Consider the following 14,653-nt stretch of genomic DNA (forward strand, 5'->3'; position numbering starts at 1 on the left):
GAAACAGAGTTGCTGGGCGGAAATGGTTAGTCGCGCGGACATCGCGACACCGCACTTGGCTACTTGGTTAGCCACGAATCGAGCGTTTGCGATGCACTTTGAACCGATTCAGCAGGCGTCAGCTCCTTTTTCGAGACACTGGTCAGCTTCGAGACATACTGCATCGTGCTTTTCACCGCGTCTGGGGTAGCTGTCGCGTCGATTTTCACACAGTAGATCACTAGGTATTGGCCGCTCTCGTTTTTTTCGACTGACCAGGCGCCGATCTTGGTGCGAGCGTTTTGGCCCAGTAGTTTGATCATTGTGTCGAGACTTGGGGCTTCTTTCAGGGTCGCGGCCAGTGACCAAACCTTGCGGACGTCGGCTCGCTCGTAGTATTCGATATCCTTGGTCAAAAAGACCGACTGCTTTGCGGAGTCTTTCTCATCAAATTTCACTTCGTAATGTCCAGATTCGTGGGTGGTGAACTCCAAGTCGGCCTTCTTTAGCAGGTCGTCCGCCGCGATTGGCGCCGGTTTCCAGGGGCCGCCCAAAAATTCCTTTACTTCCGAAATATCTACGCTGTAGCTGACCAAGCGAGCCTTGGGAGCGATCGCTTGCGAGATTGCGACCAGTTCGCCCTGGTTGTTGACCACCGGCCCGCCGCTGTCGCCAGAGTTGATCGGCGATTGGGTTTCGACCACCTTGAAATCATGCTCCCCGGCCCCGGTGCGGAACTGCTTTTGATAGACCGAGCGGACCGTGCCAGAGGTATAAACCCACAAAGCGTCGGTCGAACCGGGGTTGCCGATCGACTGGACATCTTCGCCGGGCCCGCTGCCGGTTGCCGAAAGAGGGATCGCCGTCACGCCAGACGGCAGTTTCTCCAACTCGATCAGCGCCAAATCACGCTTGCGATCCACCGCGACCACGCGACCTCGCAAACCCAGCTTTTTGACGTTGGTCAGATAGTGCGAGCGTTCAACTTCGGGCTTGCCGTCCGTCAGATCGGCGAAAAAAATCACCGCCGCCCGTGCATCTCCCACCACATGGAAATTGGTCACGAGCAGCTTTTTCTCGGCGTCGACCAGCACGCCGGTGCCGCTTGAGGTTTCTCCCCCGGTCTTGGCCAACACCCAAGCGGTCGACTTCAGCGTTTTTTCATAAATCGAGCTGTCGGCCCGGCTGGTCGAAACCATCCCACCGATCAAGAGCAGAGTTGCAATAGTGGGCGTAAGCCATGTTGGGGTAAGGGTTTTCATCGCGTTCACCATTTCCGCATAGGTTTAAGAGCGTCCGCCAAGCGATGTGCTTGGATACTTAGCTACAGCGGAATTGAGAGCAGGATGTTACACCGTTATTGCGCCAGAGAAGCAATGAAGAGAGAAATTAGACAGTAGCATCCAGCGGGGTTTATTTGTCCTTCCGAGGAAGGATGTAAAGATTATCCCCCAAATTAAATATTATCGTTGCCGCTACTCGCTGGGTTCGGTACTCTGAAAAGCCACACTGTGATCTTGTCCCCAAAATTCTTACATGTCACACGAGGTGCGAATCGATGTTATCTCCTCCCTTCCGACGTTGCCGCGGTTTTACTCTGGTCGAACTGCTTGTCGTGATTGCGATCATCGGCGTCTTAATCGCGTTGCTGTTGCCGGCGGTTCAACAGGCGCGTGAAGCGGCTCGCCGAATGTCTTGCAGCAATAACATGAAACAGCTTGGTTTGACCCTGCATAACTATCACGACGTCATCGGACAGTTTCCGATCAATTGGTACAACGGTTCGGGGACTGGCGGAAACAACATGTGCATCCTGGTCGGACTATTGCCGTACATGGAGCAGTCGGCCCTGTATGACGGAATCGACTTGCGAAACAACAACATCACGACCTATGCCGTTAATGGGAAAGCGGTCGGACAACATGTAATTTCTAACTACCAATGTCCAAGCGACCCGAATGTCAGCACGCCCAATCCGACTACCGGTTATGCAAACGCGAGTTACGCGCCCAGTATCGGCGCCCAGTTTATGCAGTCATCGGCAGGTTGCAATCTTGCGGCGACAGCCGGCGCGTATCCATCGGGGATGGGTCTCGATACCGACAACGATGGAGAGGATCCCTTCAATCGCGGCAATGTACGGTCAGACTACGGAAATCAGCCAATATCTGGCCCTTTCGGTCGAGGATATTTCACGCCGCATTCCTCGAGCTTACGCAATCTTACGGACGGAACCTCGAACACAATCATGATGGGCGAAGTTCGGATGGACTGTCAGACATTTTCTCCCTGGGGTTGGGCTTGGCCTGAGTCGCTGTGGTACGCAACCACCGCGCCGATCAATTTCCCCACTTGCCCGAATGACGCAGGCTACGGCTCCAACACCTGCTTCTCCAACGCCAGCAATAACTGGAATGCGATATTTGGGTTTAAGTCGGCGCACCCAGGAGGCTGCCAATTTGTGATGGGAGACGGTTCGGTGCACTTTGTCGCCGAAACCATCGATCGGTTGACTTACGCTCGGCTGGGGGACAAAGCTGACGGCGGCGTCATCGGCGAATTCTAGCCAGGTGGTGAACAAGAGCAGGAGCCTGTCCGCTGTGGATGACGGCCTCCTGCTTCATTGGTGGACAGGTGCGAGCGATTTTTTTCTCGTCGTCAATCTGCCACCTCGATGCCTCCCTTCACAAAGGATAAAAACACAATGAAGCGTATCTTGAAGTCGCTCTATTTCATTACCCTGTCCTCTCTTTTGTTGGCTGGCTGTTCTGGGGGAAACCTCCCTAAGACCTATGCTGTTTCTGGAGTCGTGACGCATCGCGGCAAGCCGGTTGATGGGGCCACCGTAACGCTGGTACCCAGTGAACCAACCGGTCGTTCGGCCAGCGGCATGACCGACGTGGAGGGGAAATTCACAGTCAAAACGTATCTGTCACCCGCAGATCAACCTGCGGGGGCTTTGCCCGGTGATTACGCGATCACCGTGAGCAAGCTGGAGATTCGCGAGGTCCCAGAAGGAGAAACCGTGCAAGAAGCTCAGGCCGCGTTTACCAAGCTAGGCCCTCCCAAAAATTTGCTCCCCAAGACCTACCTAAGTCCCAACACGTCTGGATTACAGTTAAAAATCGAGGATGTTGCCCCAGAACCGCTGATCCTGGATTTAAAGTAACCAGCAAATTGTTGTCCGTGCGCGAGCCAAGGCGCCGCGGCACTATTCGAAATGATGAATGCCTGAATCCTGATGTCTAATTAAATCGGATTCGGCAAACTACCTGATCCGCCCGACCGGACTGGACAGGACTACTGCATTTTTTTCAACAACACCAAAGTGGACTGAGGTTGTGAGTTTATCCAACGCCGTCACCATCGCCTTTCGCCTCGCGGGCGTTTTTCGTTTTTTAGCGGCTGGTTGGGCGCTCGATTTTCGGTTGCTATTTTCTGGAGTGGATGGCGGCGGTCCGTTCGGGGCGGGTCGCTTGGTTCCGCTCTGCTTGGGTCTCCTTTTTAGGCCGGTTTTAGGATTCCCAGACTCAGCATCCTCATGAAGTTGTAGGTGATGACGTACCATAGCGTCGCCGTTTTCACTTTTTTTAGGCTGCGAACCCGAAACTGCTGCAGGCCCCGGTTGCGGCATTCGGCGTTGGGGAATTCAGCGATCGAGGGGCGTTGTTTTAGCCGGGCCTGAGCCTCTTCCGTTTTCATTCGTTCGCGGAACGCGGCCATTTCGTTGTTGTCCTCTTTGCGGCGTGCGTACGGGTCGCCCCCTCGCTTTTCGATCTGCTCGACATAAGTCATCGGAGCCGTCACTTGACTGCCGGCTTGCTCGACCGCCGTGATTCCTCCCCGGGTCGCGAACCCGCCGTCGACGATGTAATGCTGGGGAGTTTTGTCATAACGCTCGCAGAGGTTTTCATGCATCGGCTGCATCTGATGACCATCGCTGCCGTTGTTGCTAACGTCGACGCCAACGATCAGACGCGTCTCGGCATCGGTCGCGAATTGCACGTTATAAGCCGGACGAAATCCGCCACCGCCCATCTTCATGTTGCGTGCTTCCGGGTCGGTCGTACTGCAACGCGCCTCTTTGCGCTTCTTTTTATTCTGCTGATCTTTTTGTTTCTGCAGTTCCGGCAATTCTTCCAAGGCTTTGTTCACCCGGTCCAAAAGTTCGCGCGCCGCCCGCTCTTGCGCCGCCTTGCGGCGAGCGTCGCTAACGCCGTTATCCGAATTGTCGTCGCTTTCGTCACGCAACTTTTTTACTTGCGCTGCCGCTTCTTCGCGGCATTTTTCCAGCGTCTGCTGACGAAAGAACGAGCTGGTGCCGGCGCTGGCCCGCACTCGCATGCCGTCTTGAGCAACCGTTTCCAGCGTGACAATATTCTGGTGCAGCAGCGTCGCAATCGTGTCGGTCAACAGTTCATCGAGGAACTCGCCATGCATCGTACGAAAGTCTGCCAGCAGGTGATAATTGACGCCGACATCGCCGCAAATCCACAAGTAAGCCAAGTCGCGCGTACACAGTCGCGCCACATGTCGAGCGCTGCTGATCCCTTCAATAATCGCGAACATCCACAACGCCATCAAGATTTTTGGATCAACGGCATCGCGTCCGGCCGATCCTTCGACGACGCGAATCTTCTGATATAGCGGCGTCAGATCGAGCGAATCGACATACGCCCAAACCGCCCGGACGCGATGATCCCGCGGAATCATCTGATCCAACGAAGCATCCCGAAACTGAACTTGAAACCGCTCCGGCCGCTTCACGCGCACCCGAGAAACGTCTGGTTGTGAGTTTGAATTATCCATCCCCCCGTTTTAGCGCCGCGATTTTGTGTCGCCAAGCGGGGTTGGAAAAAATCACAGCCTCACTGGACTCGCAGCGCTTTTTTTCTGGCTGGCCGAGAAGAGGACAGGACAGCGTTCTTTTTTTTCTGAACATCCGCCCAATCACTTCGTACCCCAACTAATTTACCGTTCAGATTTCAAACTTCGTGACGGGTTTCACAATGTGGACTGGACTCGTCACCGTTTTTTTTGAGCTACTAAAGTGGACTCGCCCTCGACTTTTTTTTCCCGTGGATTGCAGTCTCGTCAAAGACTCATCTCGCGCAGCAAACAAACCCGCCAACCTCACTTGAGGTTGCCGCATTTCAACGCAAAAACACCGCCCAACTGACGCCAGCAGGTCGCACGGTGCTCGGTTATGTGTAAAAAAATAATAACAAAACACTAAGACATTGTCAAGGTGTATTCTTTGCCAACCCTACCTGACAGAGGCCTTAAGAGGCCCAAAGCAGCCGCGCCGAAATAGCCCCGGGTCCGCAGCGAAATCGCCCCGCGATGAAACGACGTTTTCTCTGGATTGGGGTTAGCGGCAGGGATCGCGAGATGATGAAGACGCCGAAGGAGGATTTCAACACGCTTCCTCCTAGGCGAACGCCGCATCACACTGCTTGGCTGTCCGCCTTCCCGTTTCCGCTTTCTTCCTTTACTTTGACGTCAGGCCCGCCGTGTTCACCGTGCGAACCGTGTACGGATTGGCGTTGTCTCCCGCGGCTGGTTCGACGGTGCAGCGCATTTCGACCAACGGCACAACCGGCGTGTCGCTGTATTGCAGCCCTTGAAAGATCGGACGGCCGAAGGGGTTTTTCGGTTTCTCTGGCGCCGTGGCGATCGTCTTGCCGTCGCGCTGGATCTCGAAGAAGGCGATGCCGCTTTCTAGATCGGCCGTCGCGTCCCAGGTCAGTTGATCGCCAGCCAACCGGACATTGGTTGGCGCCGGCGGAGGCGTATTGTCGGCCACTTTGCTATCGGTCATGTATTGCAGCCAATCGGCTGCGACCGCTTGGCTGGGCAACCAGATCGAAGTTGTTTTTTCGCCGGCATATTGGTTGGCTGGAATCGCGGCCGTCGCTTTGCCTTGATCGGTCGGCAGCGGCGCGAGCCAGGCTTGATCAGCCGGAAACTCGCGAAGCGGATCGCCAGACTTGGCCGGCAAGCGTGCGGCGAGACATGCGTCGAACCAAGGCATCGCTAGATAACGCTGGTTACCGCATTCGTGACTGGTAAACGGATCAATCGAAACGCCCAGCAGCGCCCCTTGGCTGCGCATCGCGGTGAAGAACGTTTTGTTGCTGCTCCAAGCGCCAGAGAAACGGCCGTCGGTGACGGTGACACCTTCTTTGGTTCCCAAGTTGCACATCAGCGGAACTTGCAGCGCGGCCGGCGGGATGTCGTGGGGTTTAATGTTACGGCCAGCGATTGGTTCAAATTGCGGTACGCCAGAACGCAGCCAAGCGGCGGCGATTCGGTCGGGATGCAGCATCACCATGCCGCCGCACCAATGTCCGCCGCCGCTGTGTCCCCACAGTGCCCATGGAACGGTGGCTAACTCGGGATGTTGCGAAAGCTTGCCGAGATCGATCAGCGATTTTTGAAACGCGGCGTCCGAACCGTTGCGCGGATCGCACCACATTTGGCAATCGGTTCCTTCCGGCTGTTCATAGGCAGGAGCCAACAGCGCGCAATCGTACTTGGCGGCGAGAGCTTGCCAGTGCAGATCAAACGCGCCGCTTTGTCCCGATTTGCACGAACCTTCGCCGCAACCATGCTGATGCACGATCACGCCGCGCACCGTTTTGACCTGCGGCGAAATCCAGACGGTATAGCTGACCGGATAGATTAACTCGCCGGGCTTGGTCGAAGCTTCGTAGCGAACCCTGTAATAGGGCGCAGCAACCGGCGGCGGATTGTCATACGGCGCATTCTGTGCGAATAACGGTGCGTTAGAAATCAACAGCAAAGCAAGTGCGGCACACAGCCGAGACAATATGGGCATGATTACTCACAAGGAATAAAGGGTGTAGGGTCCGCTGTGCGGACCAGAGAAGCGCGATAAACTTCTAAGGAGTTCGTGCACGCTAAGTTTGGTTGGGATTGATTGAGTTGAATTGGAGTTTAACTTGGGTTGGCGTCCGCACTACTCCCGAGCTAAGGCGCCCTGATTTATTCAGATATCGCCGTTTGAAAAAACACTAGCCCGCAGCGCCAGCGAGGGAATCGGTCTGGCGATTCCAAACCGGCTCGAAGTAGCCAAACCGATTCCCTCGCTGGCGCTGCGGGCTAGTGGATGCGTTTTCTATTGGAGTGGTTGATTTGCTGGGGCCCGACTTGCCTGCTATTTCACCGGCATGATTTGCAGCGCGTCACAGATTACAAAACCTTCTGTCTCCTCCGTGCCGATCGTGATCGTCGTGCTGTCGCCTGCCGGTAGGTCAAGCGTGGTGATCGTGCGGAAACGAGTACCTGTCTCAAGGGGCTGCGTTTCATCGAACTTAATGACTTGCCGTTTGCCGGCAATTTCGATCGAGATCGGTACGTTGGTCGCGCGAGTTTCGTGAGGAGAATAGGCAAGTCGGATATCGTACTTGCCCGCTTTGGGGATTTGGGGATGAAAGACAAGACGCAACTTACCTTTGCTCTCGTTGTTGTCGTGCAGGTAGCCTTGTTCCACATGTGGGCGAAAGTTGCTTGAATTTGTCCAATCGCCAACCTTAACGGCCTGGCTGTCATCCAAGACGATGCCTGGCAGTTGGGCCAGCGGAATCGACCCGGGAGAAAACGGCAATGGAGGAAGCGGCAACAGGTCTAACGCTTGTCCTTGCGCTAGAAGATGCTTTTTCAGATCGGCGTAGAGAAGCTGTTGCACGGCGACCTTTTGCTTGGCCGACATCGCGGCGGCGATCCCGGCGCTTTGGCCTAGCATGATCCAAGTTGGCTCGACGCGAACCGAAGAAAACGCAACATGCGAAGCTGACAACGCGACCGGCACGAGCAAATTATCGCAAGCCGTTTGCTCTGGCGTAATCGCGCGATACGGCACTTGATAAGCGTAGCCGACGCGGCGACCTGCGATCCGTACAGGGAAGATGGTTCCTTCGTTGATGTAGCCTTGGCTATCTTGGGTCGGTACGCGCTGGACATCGTGTGAGTCGATCGGGAACGAACTGACGCCGATTGAATCTTCGTGCGGCAGCTGTTCCAACACGTCGCGCTGGGTGAGAACATAACGTCCTAGCATGCGACGTCCTTCGCGAACGTATAGCACCGGCGGAAAATGTCCCCACTGTTCTAGTTCGTCACGACAATAGCCCATCTCGCGCATCTCATCACGCAGCGCTGCCGGCATGCTGGGATCATTGGCCATGAACCAGAACAGACCTTCGGTATAGTCGCGATGGGCTTGCCAAATTTCGCGGCGCTGATCGTACGAAGCTTCGCACCACTCGTTACAGGCGCCGATCAGCCCGATCGACAATTGGCCGCCGATGCTGTTGTTGCCGTCCAGTTTGTCGCCCGGCAAGGGATAGAGGTCAAACAGCAGTCGTTTAGGAGGATGAGCCGTTACGAAGCGACGGACCAGTTCATACTGAGCAGGATCGTAGTTCGCCGGTTTTTGGATCGAAACGCGATTGTTAGGATCTTTGGTTAAGCAAAGCCTAAAACTATAAGTCATGACCCGCTTGTCGCCTGACTGCGGATCGCCAGAGTCTGAGGCGGTCATCAGCGGCAGCAACTTGCCTTGTTCGTCATACGGGTTGACGCCGTTGACTGCCGACTTGGGAAATTGACGTCCGGCGAGCGACTCTCCATATTTGGCCCGCGCTTCACGGCCGATTGTCCAAGGAACGCCGGCCTTCGCCATAAGGTCCCCTTCGTAGGTCGCATCGACATACGTGGTTGCGTGCAGCTTTCCTTGGTTGGTGGTGATGCTGACGATCGAACTGTTTTGCTTCTCGACCGACGCCAGTTCTTCTTTTAGTAGAATGGTGACGCCAGCTTCGGCAAGTAGTTCGTGAAAGACTTGCTCCGCGACGTGCGGTTCATACGTCCAGGGAGAATGGTCTTTGGTGGCGACTTTGTACGGCAGTTCGATTCCTTGCTCGACATACTTCTGCTCGATCCGCTGGTGGATTTCTTCAAACAAACCGAGCAAGACGCGGCGGTCGGTTTGATTGGAGTCGCTCCAACTTAGCCCGCTGCTCATCACGCCGCCGACAATGTCTTGCGGCTCGACCAGTGCGACGGTGACGTCTGACTCTCGCGCTGCGGCGACTGCGGCCGCAACACCACCGGGGGTCGCGCCAAAAACAACGACGTCAAAAGTCCGCTCGGCGGCGTTGGCTGCCGCAGAGAGCGGAAGAGTCAACATCATCGAGAACAGAAACAGGATTCGGAGCATCATCAGATTCACGCAGGCAGGGTTCGAGAGGGGGTAATCGTCGTAGGATATCGATGCTTATTTCCCTGGGGCGATTTTGTCGCGCCAACGGGGATGCTTGAGCTTGTATTCTTGAAACGCAGCGTACTCTGAAGCTTCAAGCTTGCCGCTGTTGTCAGCGTCGATGAACGCAAAAAGCCAGTCAAAGCCGGGTTTGCCGAGGCTCCATTCGGCTGCGCAGACGAGGTTGTCAGCGTCTTGATCGCACTGTTGCAGTAAGCTGGCGAAGTCGAACTTTTGCTCTTTGGCGTCGGCGGTGCTCTGATCGACGGCCGGGTCCCAGCTTAGCTTTTGACCGGCAGCGATGAGTGCGGTGGAGTAGGCTGGCATGTCGATTTGTTGCACCGGCGTTTGCTGCTGAATGGCCAACACAGCGGCGATGCCTGCAGATTCGCCGGCGATCATGAAGACCGGCTCCATCCGAGCCGATGCGTAGCCCAAATGGCTGGCCGAAAAACAAACAGGGACCAGCAGATTGGTGCACTGCGTTTGCAGCGGCGTAATCGCGCGATACGAAATTGGATAGGGAATGTTGGTTGGTCCTCTGTTGCCGCCGACAAACATGTTCCCCTCGTTGGCGACTGCGACTCCTGAAGCGTCCTGTACGACTATCCTGCGAGCAGGATAGGTGTCGATGCCATACTGCGCCAAGCCGATGGGGTCGTCGACTTGGGTTTGATTGTAAACATCATGCGCGGTGATAACGTAGCGTCCTTTCAGACGCCGCGCGACGCGGATGTAGAGTTGATGCGGCCAGCCGGAGGTCTCGGGATGGTATCGTTCGTCGAGACCCATGAGGGCGATCTCATCACGATACGATTGGGGGACGCGCGGGTCAGATTTCATAAACGTGTAAAGCCCACGTAGATAGTCTTGGTGCGCTTTCCAAACGCGAGCTTTGGCCGCGTAATCGCCGGCGGCGTAGTCCTGACTGATCCCGAGCGGCGCCATGGAGATCAACGACTTGCGCTGGTAGTTCCACTCTTGTGAATTCCGCCAACCAGGCCAGACGCCAACTAGTTGGGCGTGCAGTTGCTTCGGATCTTGCTCGTTCTGGGTCAGATAGGCGACGTAACGTCCGACCAATTCATAATCTTGCGGATCGTAGTTATCTGGAGGAGTGATCGGCAATCGATGTGCGGGATCGTCAGTCGTATAGTAGCGATAGTTGTATGCCTGGGTGTGCCCATCGGCGGCGCCAATGGGGAGCCCATGATCTTTTTCGATCAGGGGAAGCAGCCCGCTGCTGGGATCGCCGGCCGTACGATAGGGATCGATCGGAGTCTGCTGCACCACAGGACGAACGCCAGCGGCTTCTTCAGCAAACTCGCTGGCAGCTTCTCGGCCGACACGATAATCGCAGCCCGCGGCGGCCAGTAAATCGCCTTCATAGCTGGCGTCGATAAAAACCTTCGCGTTGACTCGTAAAGCATCGCTGGTGGTCGGGTTGGCTACAGGGACCCCCAACGCGTCAAAGGGCGCTAGATCAAACTGAGCGGTCTGAATCGTAGTGTCTGATTTCTGGCAGCTAGAAATGCGATGCTCGAAGATGACCTCGATACCGTGTTTATCAAGCAGTGCCTCAAAGTCTTTGCGGATCTGGAGAGGACTGAGTTGGCCAGTCGTCAGTAGAGGGCCTGCGGCTGGTTGCCCTAGGCTTTTGAGTAGCCCGTGCGTCATTCCGCCGGTTGCAGCATAGTTGGGACAATCTTGCATCGGCTTAAGTCCCGCGCCCAGCATGCCGCCGACCCACCGACCAGGCTCAACGATCACCACTTTGCGTCCAGCTTGCTGAACGGCGATTGCCGCCAAAATACCAGATGGGGTCGCCGTGTAAACGCAAACATCGGTTTGCACTACACGCGGCGCAGCGCTGGTGGTTGCAGCTATCGCAAGGAGCAACAGGCACGAAACGGCGGAAGTTTTCATCAATCTATCCGGGGCATGACAGATTTGCGCCGGGCGGCGCGGGAAGAATAGACGGGGCGGATAGAACTATCGTAATCGCTGAGAAAGCGAGATACGAGCCCCGATCGTCGTCGCCGGACCTTCCTAGCCGGACGCACCCGTTTTAAGATTGCGCTATCTGAGGACAAAGAAAGAGTGAAACGCGGATACCGCGGATGAAGCACGGAAATCGCGGTAAGAATAAACTCAAAAACGTTCACACTAGCCCGCAGCGCCAGCGAGGGAATTCGTCTGGCTACTTCGATCCAGTTTGGAATCGCCCAGCGGATTCCCTCGCTGGCGCTTTTTGAAGTAGCGATCTTGGAGGACAAAGAAATAATGGAACACGGATACCGCGGATAAATCACGGCGGTTCACGGTCAGAAATCGTTGTTTGTGCAGCAAGCTGGCTTTTTTAAATTGGCTTGATTAGTAAACAAATTTAACGTCATGGGAAATTGCAAATCTCCCCTCTTGCCGTGTAATTCCGTGATTCATCCGTGTCCTCCGCGTTCTATTTCTTACGAACCTGCTGAAGAGCGCAACTTCAAAACGGGCGTTGCAGGCAACGAAGAATTAGGTGCAGCCTAATTGCCCGGCTTGGCGTTGCTCGCTTTTTGGAACTCCAGCTTGCCGATCGCGGCCGACGGAGTGAAGGTGAACTTGCTGGCTGACGTGAGCTCTAGCTTTCCTTCTAGGCGGACTCCATCGTCGCCGATCAACGCCAGATTCTCGCCTTGGATCGAGAACTTGCCGTTCGACTTCGTTTGTTTGCCTGACTTGATGTAGACCAATTGGAACTTGTCTGCGATGTCAAATCGAATCGCGATCGCTTCGGTCTTGGACTTCGCGGCGCTCCAGGCGCCGATCAGGGCTGCGGTCGAAACCGAGGTAGAAGGAGCCGACGTCGCAGAGCTCGATTTTGCGGTTGTCTCGGTCTCGATACCTTTCAAATCGTCACCGGGCATTTTCCACAAATCCGTGGTTGCTTGGGCAACGACCGCCAGCTTGTTGATTTCGTCGCGAAGTTTTTGCCCAGTGATTGACTCATTGGGTAGCACGCAGAACAGTTCGGTTCGTTTTCGCTGGGTGCTGAAGGTAAAAACAGCAGGAGCATGTTTTTGATTCGCTTCTAACAGCTTTAGTAGCTGGGCCGAAGTCGGTTGAGCGTCTTCTTTGAGCGTGCTGAGCGGGAGCGTTAGGCCAATGTTCATCTCATCGGCCGAGATCGTCACCAGTACGTTGAACGCCCAGTCATCCAGCACCTTTTTGGCCAGCACGACCCGAGATCCAGCAACTTTGCTCTCGAGACCGGCGTCGGCCAGCATTTGGCGAAGTTGTTCGGTCGAACTGATGCGGGTGACCCGCGGCGTCGTCCCCGGGGTCTTGGTGCTATCAACGAAGACAGCGTCGGTGCGAACCTCTGAAAAAAGGTCGCTTTCATCTGCCTGACCGACAGAAACCAGCGAAACCACCAGGCCGCAAACCAAAGGAGCGATTGTTTTGAACATGAGATTACCTGCGACTGGGAACTGCGGATTTCTAGGGGGAGCGAAGTGCTTCTACCTAGTAAAGCGAGAATCGCAGCGGTTTGTTACAGGTAATGTTTTGCGAGAGAGAATACGGCCATTAAGCGCCTATCACCAGTCATTTAGACTCACAGACTTCTGGAATGCGAAGGCCGCGCAAGATGTCTGTTTTTTACGGCCAAAAGATTATTGTGAAATGACGGTAACAAATGGTTCGGGTTCTCGCTTTGCTGAGTATCAACGCAATTCAGGTCAACCGAAACAAACGGCGATTCAGTTGACTTCTGACCTAACCCAACGCTGTATCAGGAATCCAAGCTATGTTGAAGAAAATCATGTTCGCGATCGTTCCGGTCTTTTTGTTCACCGTCGCGCTGCGAGCCGATGACATGCTGACCTTTGAGCTAAGTGACATACGAGACGCCGATGCGTCGATTGTCGAAGAAGGTTTGAGCCTGGATGTCGATCAATTAGCGTCCGATGCCGGCAGCGAAAGCGGAGACCAGGCGATCGAAGCTTCCTTCCGCCGGTTTGGATATCGCAGCCAAGGCTTCCATAACTGCGGCCATCGCAACTACGGCTACCGCAGCTATGGGTACGGTTACGGCTACAACTGCTATCGTCCGTACTACAGCTGCTATCGTCCGGTTTATTGTGCTCCGGTTTGTTACACCCCGTGCTACACCAGCTATTGGGGTTGCTACTAAGCACGAGCGCGACGCCGCGTAAACTTTCTGAGCCCGACGGATCCAAGCGACCGTCGGGCTTTTTTGGTGCGCTGATGCAGAGAGTGGTCGCTTGGAGATGTCGAAATCAGAATGACGAAAGAAGCTCGAAGCACGAGCGAAGCAGCGACCGATCCTTTCGTGATCGACCTACTTGAAGTCATACGTATAGCACCACGCGAACGCTTCTGCGATCCGGTCTGGCAATTCGGGGTGAAGCGTTTTGAAGTCTTGCAACGCCATCTCGCCGATTTTCGCAAGACCTGCAGGCGACTTGCACGCATCGGATTGATAAAATTCAGATTCTAGTAGAGCAAGCAGGGGCAAAATTTTGGACGCCATCTCCGCGGAAAAGAGGCGAACGACCGCTTTTTCGTCACGAATTGGATAGCTCGAAGATCCATATCCCGTCCACGCAATAACCGCCTTCGCAATTGATTCCGGATCTATAAATTCGGCGGCGGCCATCGCAAATCGTTTCCAATGCAGTTCTACCGTAACTCTTGTTCGGCCAAAACTGCTTGCAGTTGTTTCAGCGTGCGGGTTAATAAGACGCGTACGGCGGCGTCGGTTTTGCCCAACTCGTTGGCGATATCTTTGGAGGGCCAGCCTTCGACGTATTTCAGACGGATCACTTCGCGTTGATCTTCTCGCAGCTCGGCCAACGCCGCTTGCAGGCGTGATTCGCGGGCATTGCGCGAAAAGGCTTTGCTGGGGGTGGTCATGCTTTTGACCAGTAGATTCACTAAGCCGACGTCTCCGTTTCCCCCGGCAGGACGTCCGTCTAGCGAACGTTCGCGGCCTGCGTCTCGCTTTTGTGCGCCAAAGTGATGTCGATGGGCGTCAACGATCTTCCGCTCGGCGATCTGACAAAGCCAGGAGAAGGGATCTTTGTCGCCGGGGAATTCTGGGGTGATTGCGCGGACTGCTTCGACGCTGGAATCTTGGAAGATATCCTCGGCTTCGACCTTGGATTTGATCGCTGGCCCCAGTCGGCGATGGATATAGGCCATCAATTGAGGTTTGCGGGCCTCGATATACCTTCCCAGCGCGTCAATGTCGCCAGTCCGGATCTTTTCGATCAGCGTCGCTTCATCGCTCACGTGTATATCGCTCCCAATTCGTCCGCTGGACCACTTCTTTGAGCAAGAATATTACCACATTTAGAAATAAAACGATCTCCCTTTTTG

Annotated in this window: 11 protein-coding genes; 3 read left to right on the forward strand and 8 right to left on the reverse strand. The window is 55.1% G+C overall.

Annotation, left to right across the window (positions count from 1 at the left end):
- Positions 1-59: 59 nt before the first annotated feature.
- Positions 60-1,241: a S1 family peptidase gene (locus SH421x_RS13940; RefSeq protein WP_488856387.1), complete on the reverse strand. Its 1,182-nt coding sequence runs from the start codon at positions 1,239-1,241 to the stop codon at positions 60-62.
- 296 nt (positions 1,242-1,537) lie between these two features.
- On the opposite strand from SH421x_RS13940, the gene SH421x_RS13945 reads away from it, so the two are divergent.
- Together SH421x_RS13945 and SH421x_RS13950 are read left to right on the forward strand one after the other, a co-directional pair.
- Positions 1,538-2,545, forward strand: a complete 1,008-nt coding sequence (locus tag SH421x_RS13945; RefSeq protein WP_488856389.1) for a DUF1559 family PulG-like putative transporter — start codon at positions 1,538-1,540, stop codon at positions 2,543-2,545.
- Positions 2,546-2,683: 138 nt separating this feature from the next.
- Positions 2,684-3,148: a carboxypeptidase-like regulatory domain-containing protein gene (locus tag SH421x_RS13950; RefSeq protein ID WP_488856390.1), complete on the forward strand. Its 465-nt coding sequence runs from the start codon at positions 2,684-2,686 to the stop codon at positions 3,146-3,148.
- A 335-nt stretch (positions 3,149-3,483) separates the two neighbouring features.
- On the opposite strand, the gene SH421x_RS13955 is transcribed toward SH421x_RS13950, so the two are convergent.
- From SH421x_RS13955 to SH421x_RS13975, 5 genes are all read right to left on the reverse strand, one after another.
- The gene (locus tag SH421x_RS13955; RefSeq protein ID WP_488851338.1) at positions 3,484-4,788 is read right to left on the reverse strand and encodes an IS1182 family transposase; all 1,305 of its coding nucleotides are present in this window, start codon (positions 4,786-4,788) and stop codon (positions 3,484-3,486) included.
- Between the two features lie 682 nt (positions 4,789-5,470).
- Positions 5,471-6,820, reverse strand: coding sequence for an alpha/beta hydrolase family protein (locus SH421x_RS13960; RefSeq protein ID WP_488856391.1), 1,350 nt, complete (start codon positions 6,818-6,820; stop codon positions 5,471-5,473).
- 339 nt (positions 6,821-7,159) lie between these two features.
- Positions 7,160-9,226, reverse strand: coding sequence for an FAD-dependent oxidoreductase (locus tag SH421x_RS13965; protein WP_488856392.1), 2,067 nt, complete (start codon positions 9,224-9,226; stop codon positions 7,160-7,162).
- A gap of 54 nt (positions 9,227-9,280) precedes the next feature.
- The gene (locus tag SH421x_RS13970) at positions 9,281-11,191 is read right to left on the reverse strand and encodes an FAD-dependent oxidoreductase (protein WP_488856394.1); all 1,911 of its coding nucleotides are present in this window, start codon (positions 11,189-11,191) and stop codon (positions 9,281-9,283) included.
- Positions 11,192-11,796: 605 nt separating this feature from the next.
- On the reverse strand, positions 11,797-12,720 hold the full coding sequence (locus tag SH421x_RS13975) for a hypothetical protein (RefSeq protein ID WP_488856395.1): 924 nt from the start codon (positions 12,718-12,720) through the stop codon (positions 11,797-11,799).
- A 338-nt stretch (positions 12,721-13,058) separates the two neighbouring features.
- On the opposite strand from SH421x_RS13975, the gene SH421x_RS13980 reads away from it, so the two are divergent.
- Entirely contained in the window at positions 13,059-13,445 is a 387-nt protein-coding gene (locus tag SH421x_RS13980) for a hypothetical protein (protein ID WP_488856396.1), read from the forward strand.
- Positions 13,446-13,613: 168 nt separating this feature from the next.
- Here SH421x_RS13980 and SH421x_RS13985 read toward each other — a convergent pair whose 3' ends face one another.
- Both SH421x_RS13985 and SH421x_RS13990 read right to left on the reverse strand, forming a co-directional pair.
- Positions 13,614-13,931 (reverse strand): hypothetical protein, encoded by a 318-nt coding sequence (locus SH421x_RS13985; RefSeq protein WP_488856398.1) that lies wholly within the window; start codon positions 13,929-13,931, stop codon positions 13,614-13,616.
- Between the two features lie 23 nt (positions 13,932-13,954).
- Positions 13,955-14,566, reverse strand: coding sequence for a sigma-70 family RNA polymerase sigma factor (locus tag SH421x_RS13990; protein ID WP_488856400.1), 612 nt, complete (start codon positions 14,564-14,566; stop codon positions 13,955-13,957).
- Between the last annotated feature and the right edge of the window lie 87 nt (positions 14,567-14,653).

This window comes from Blastopirellula sp. SH421, from assembly GCF_057808535.1.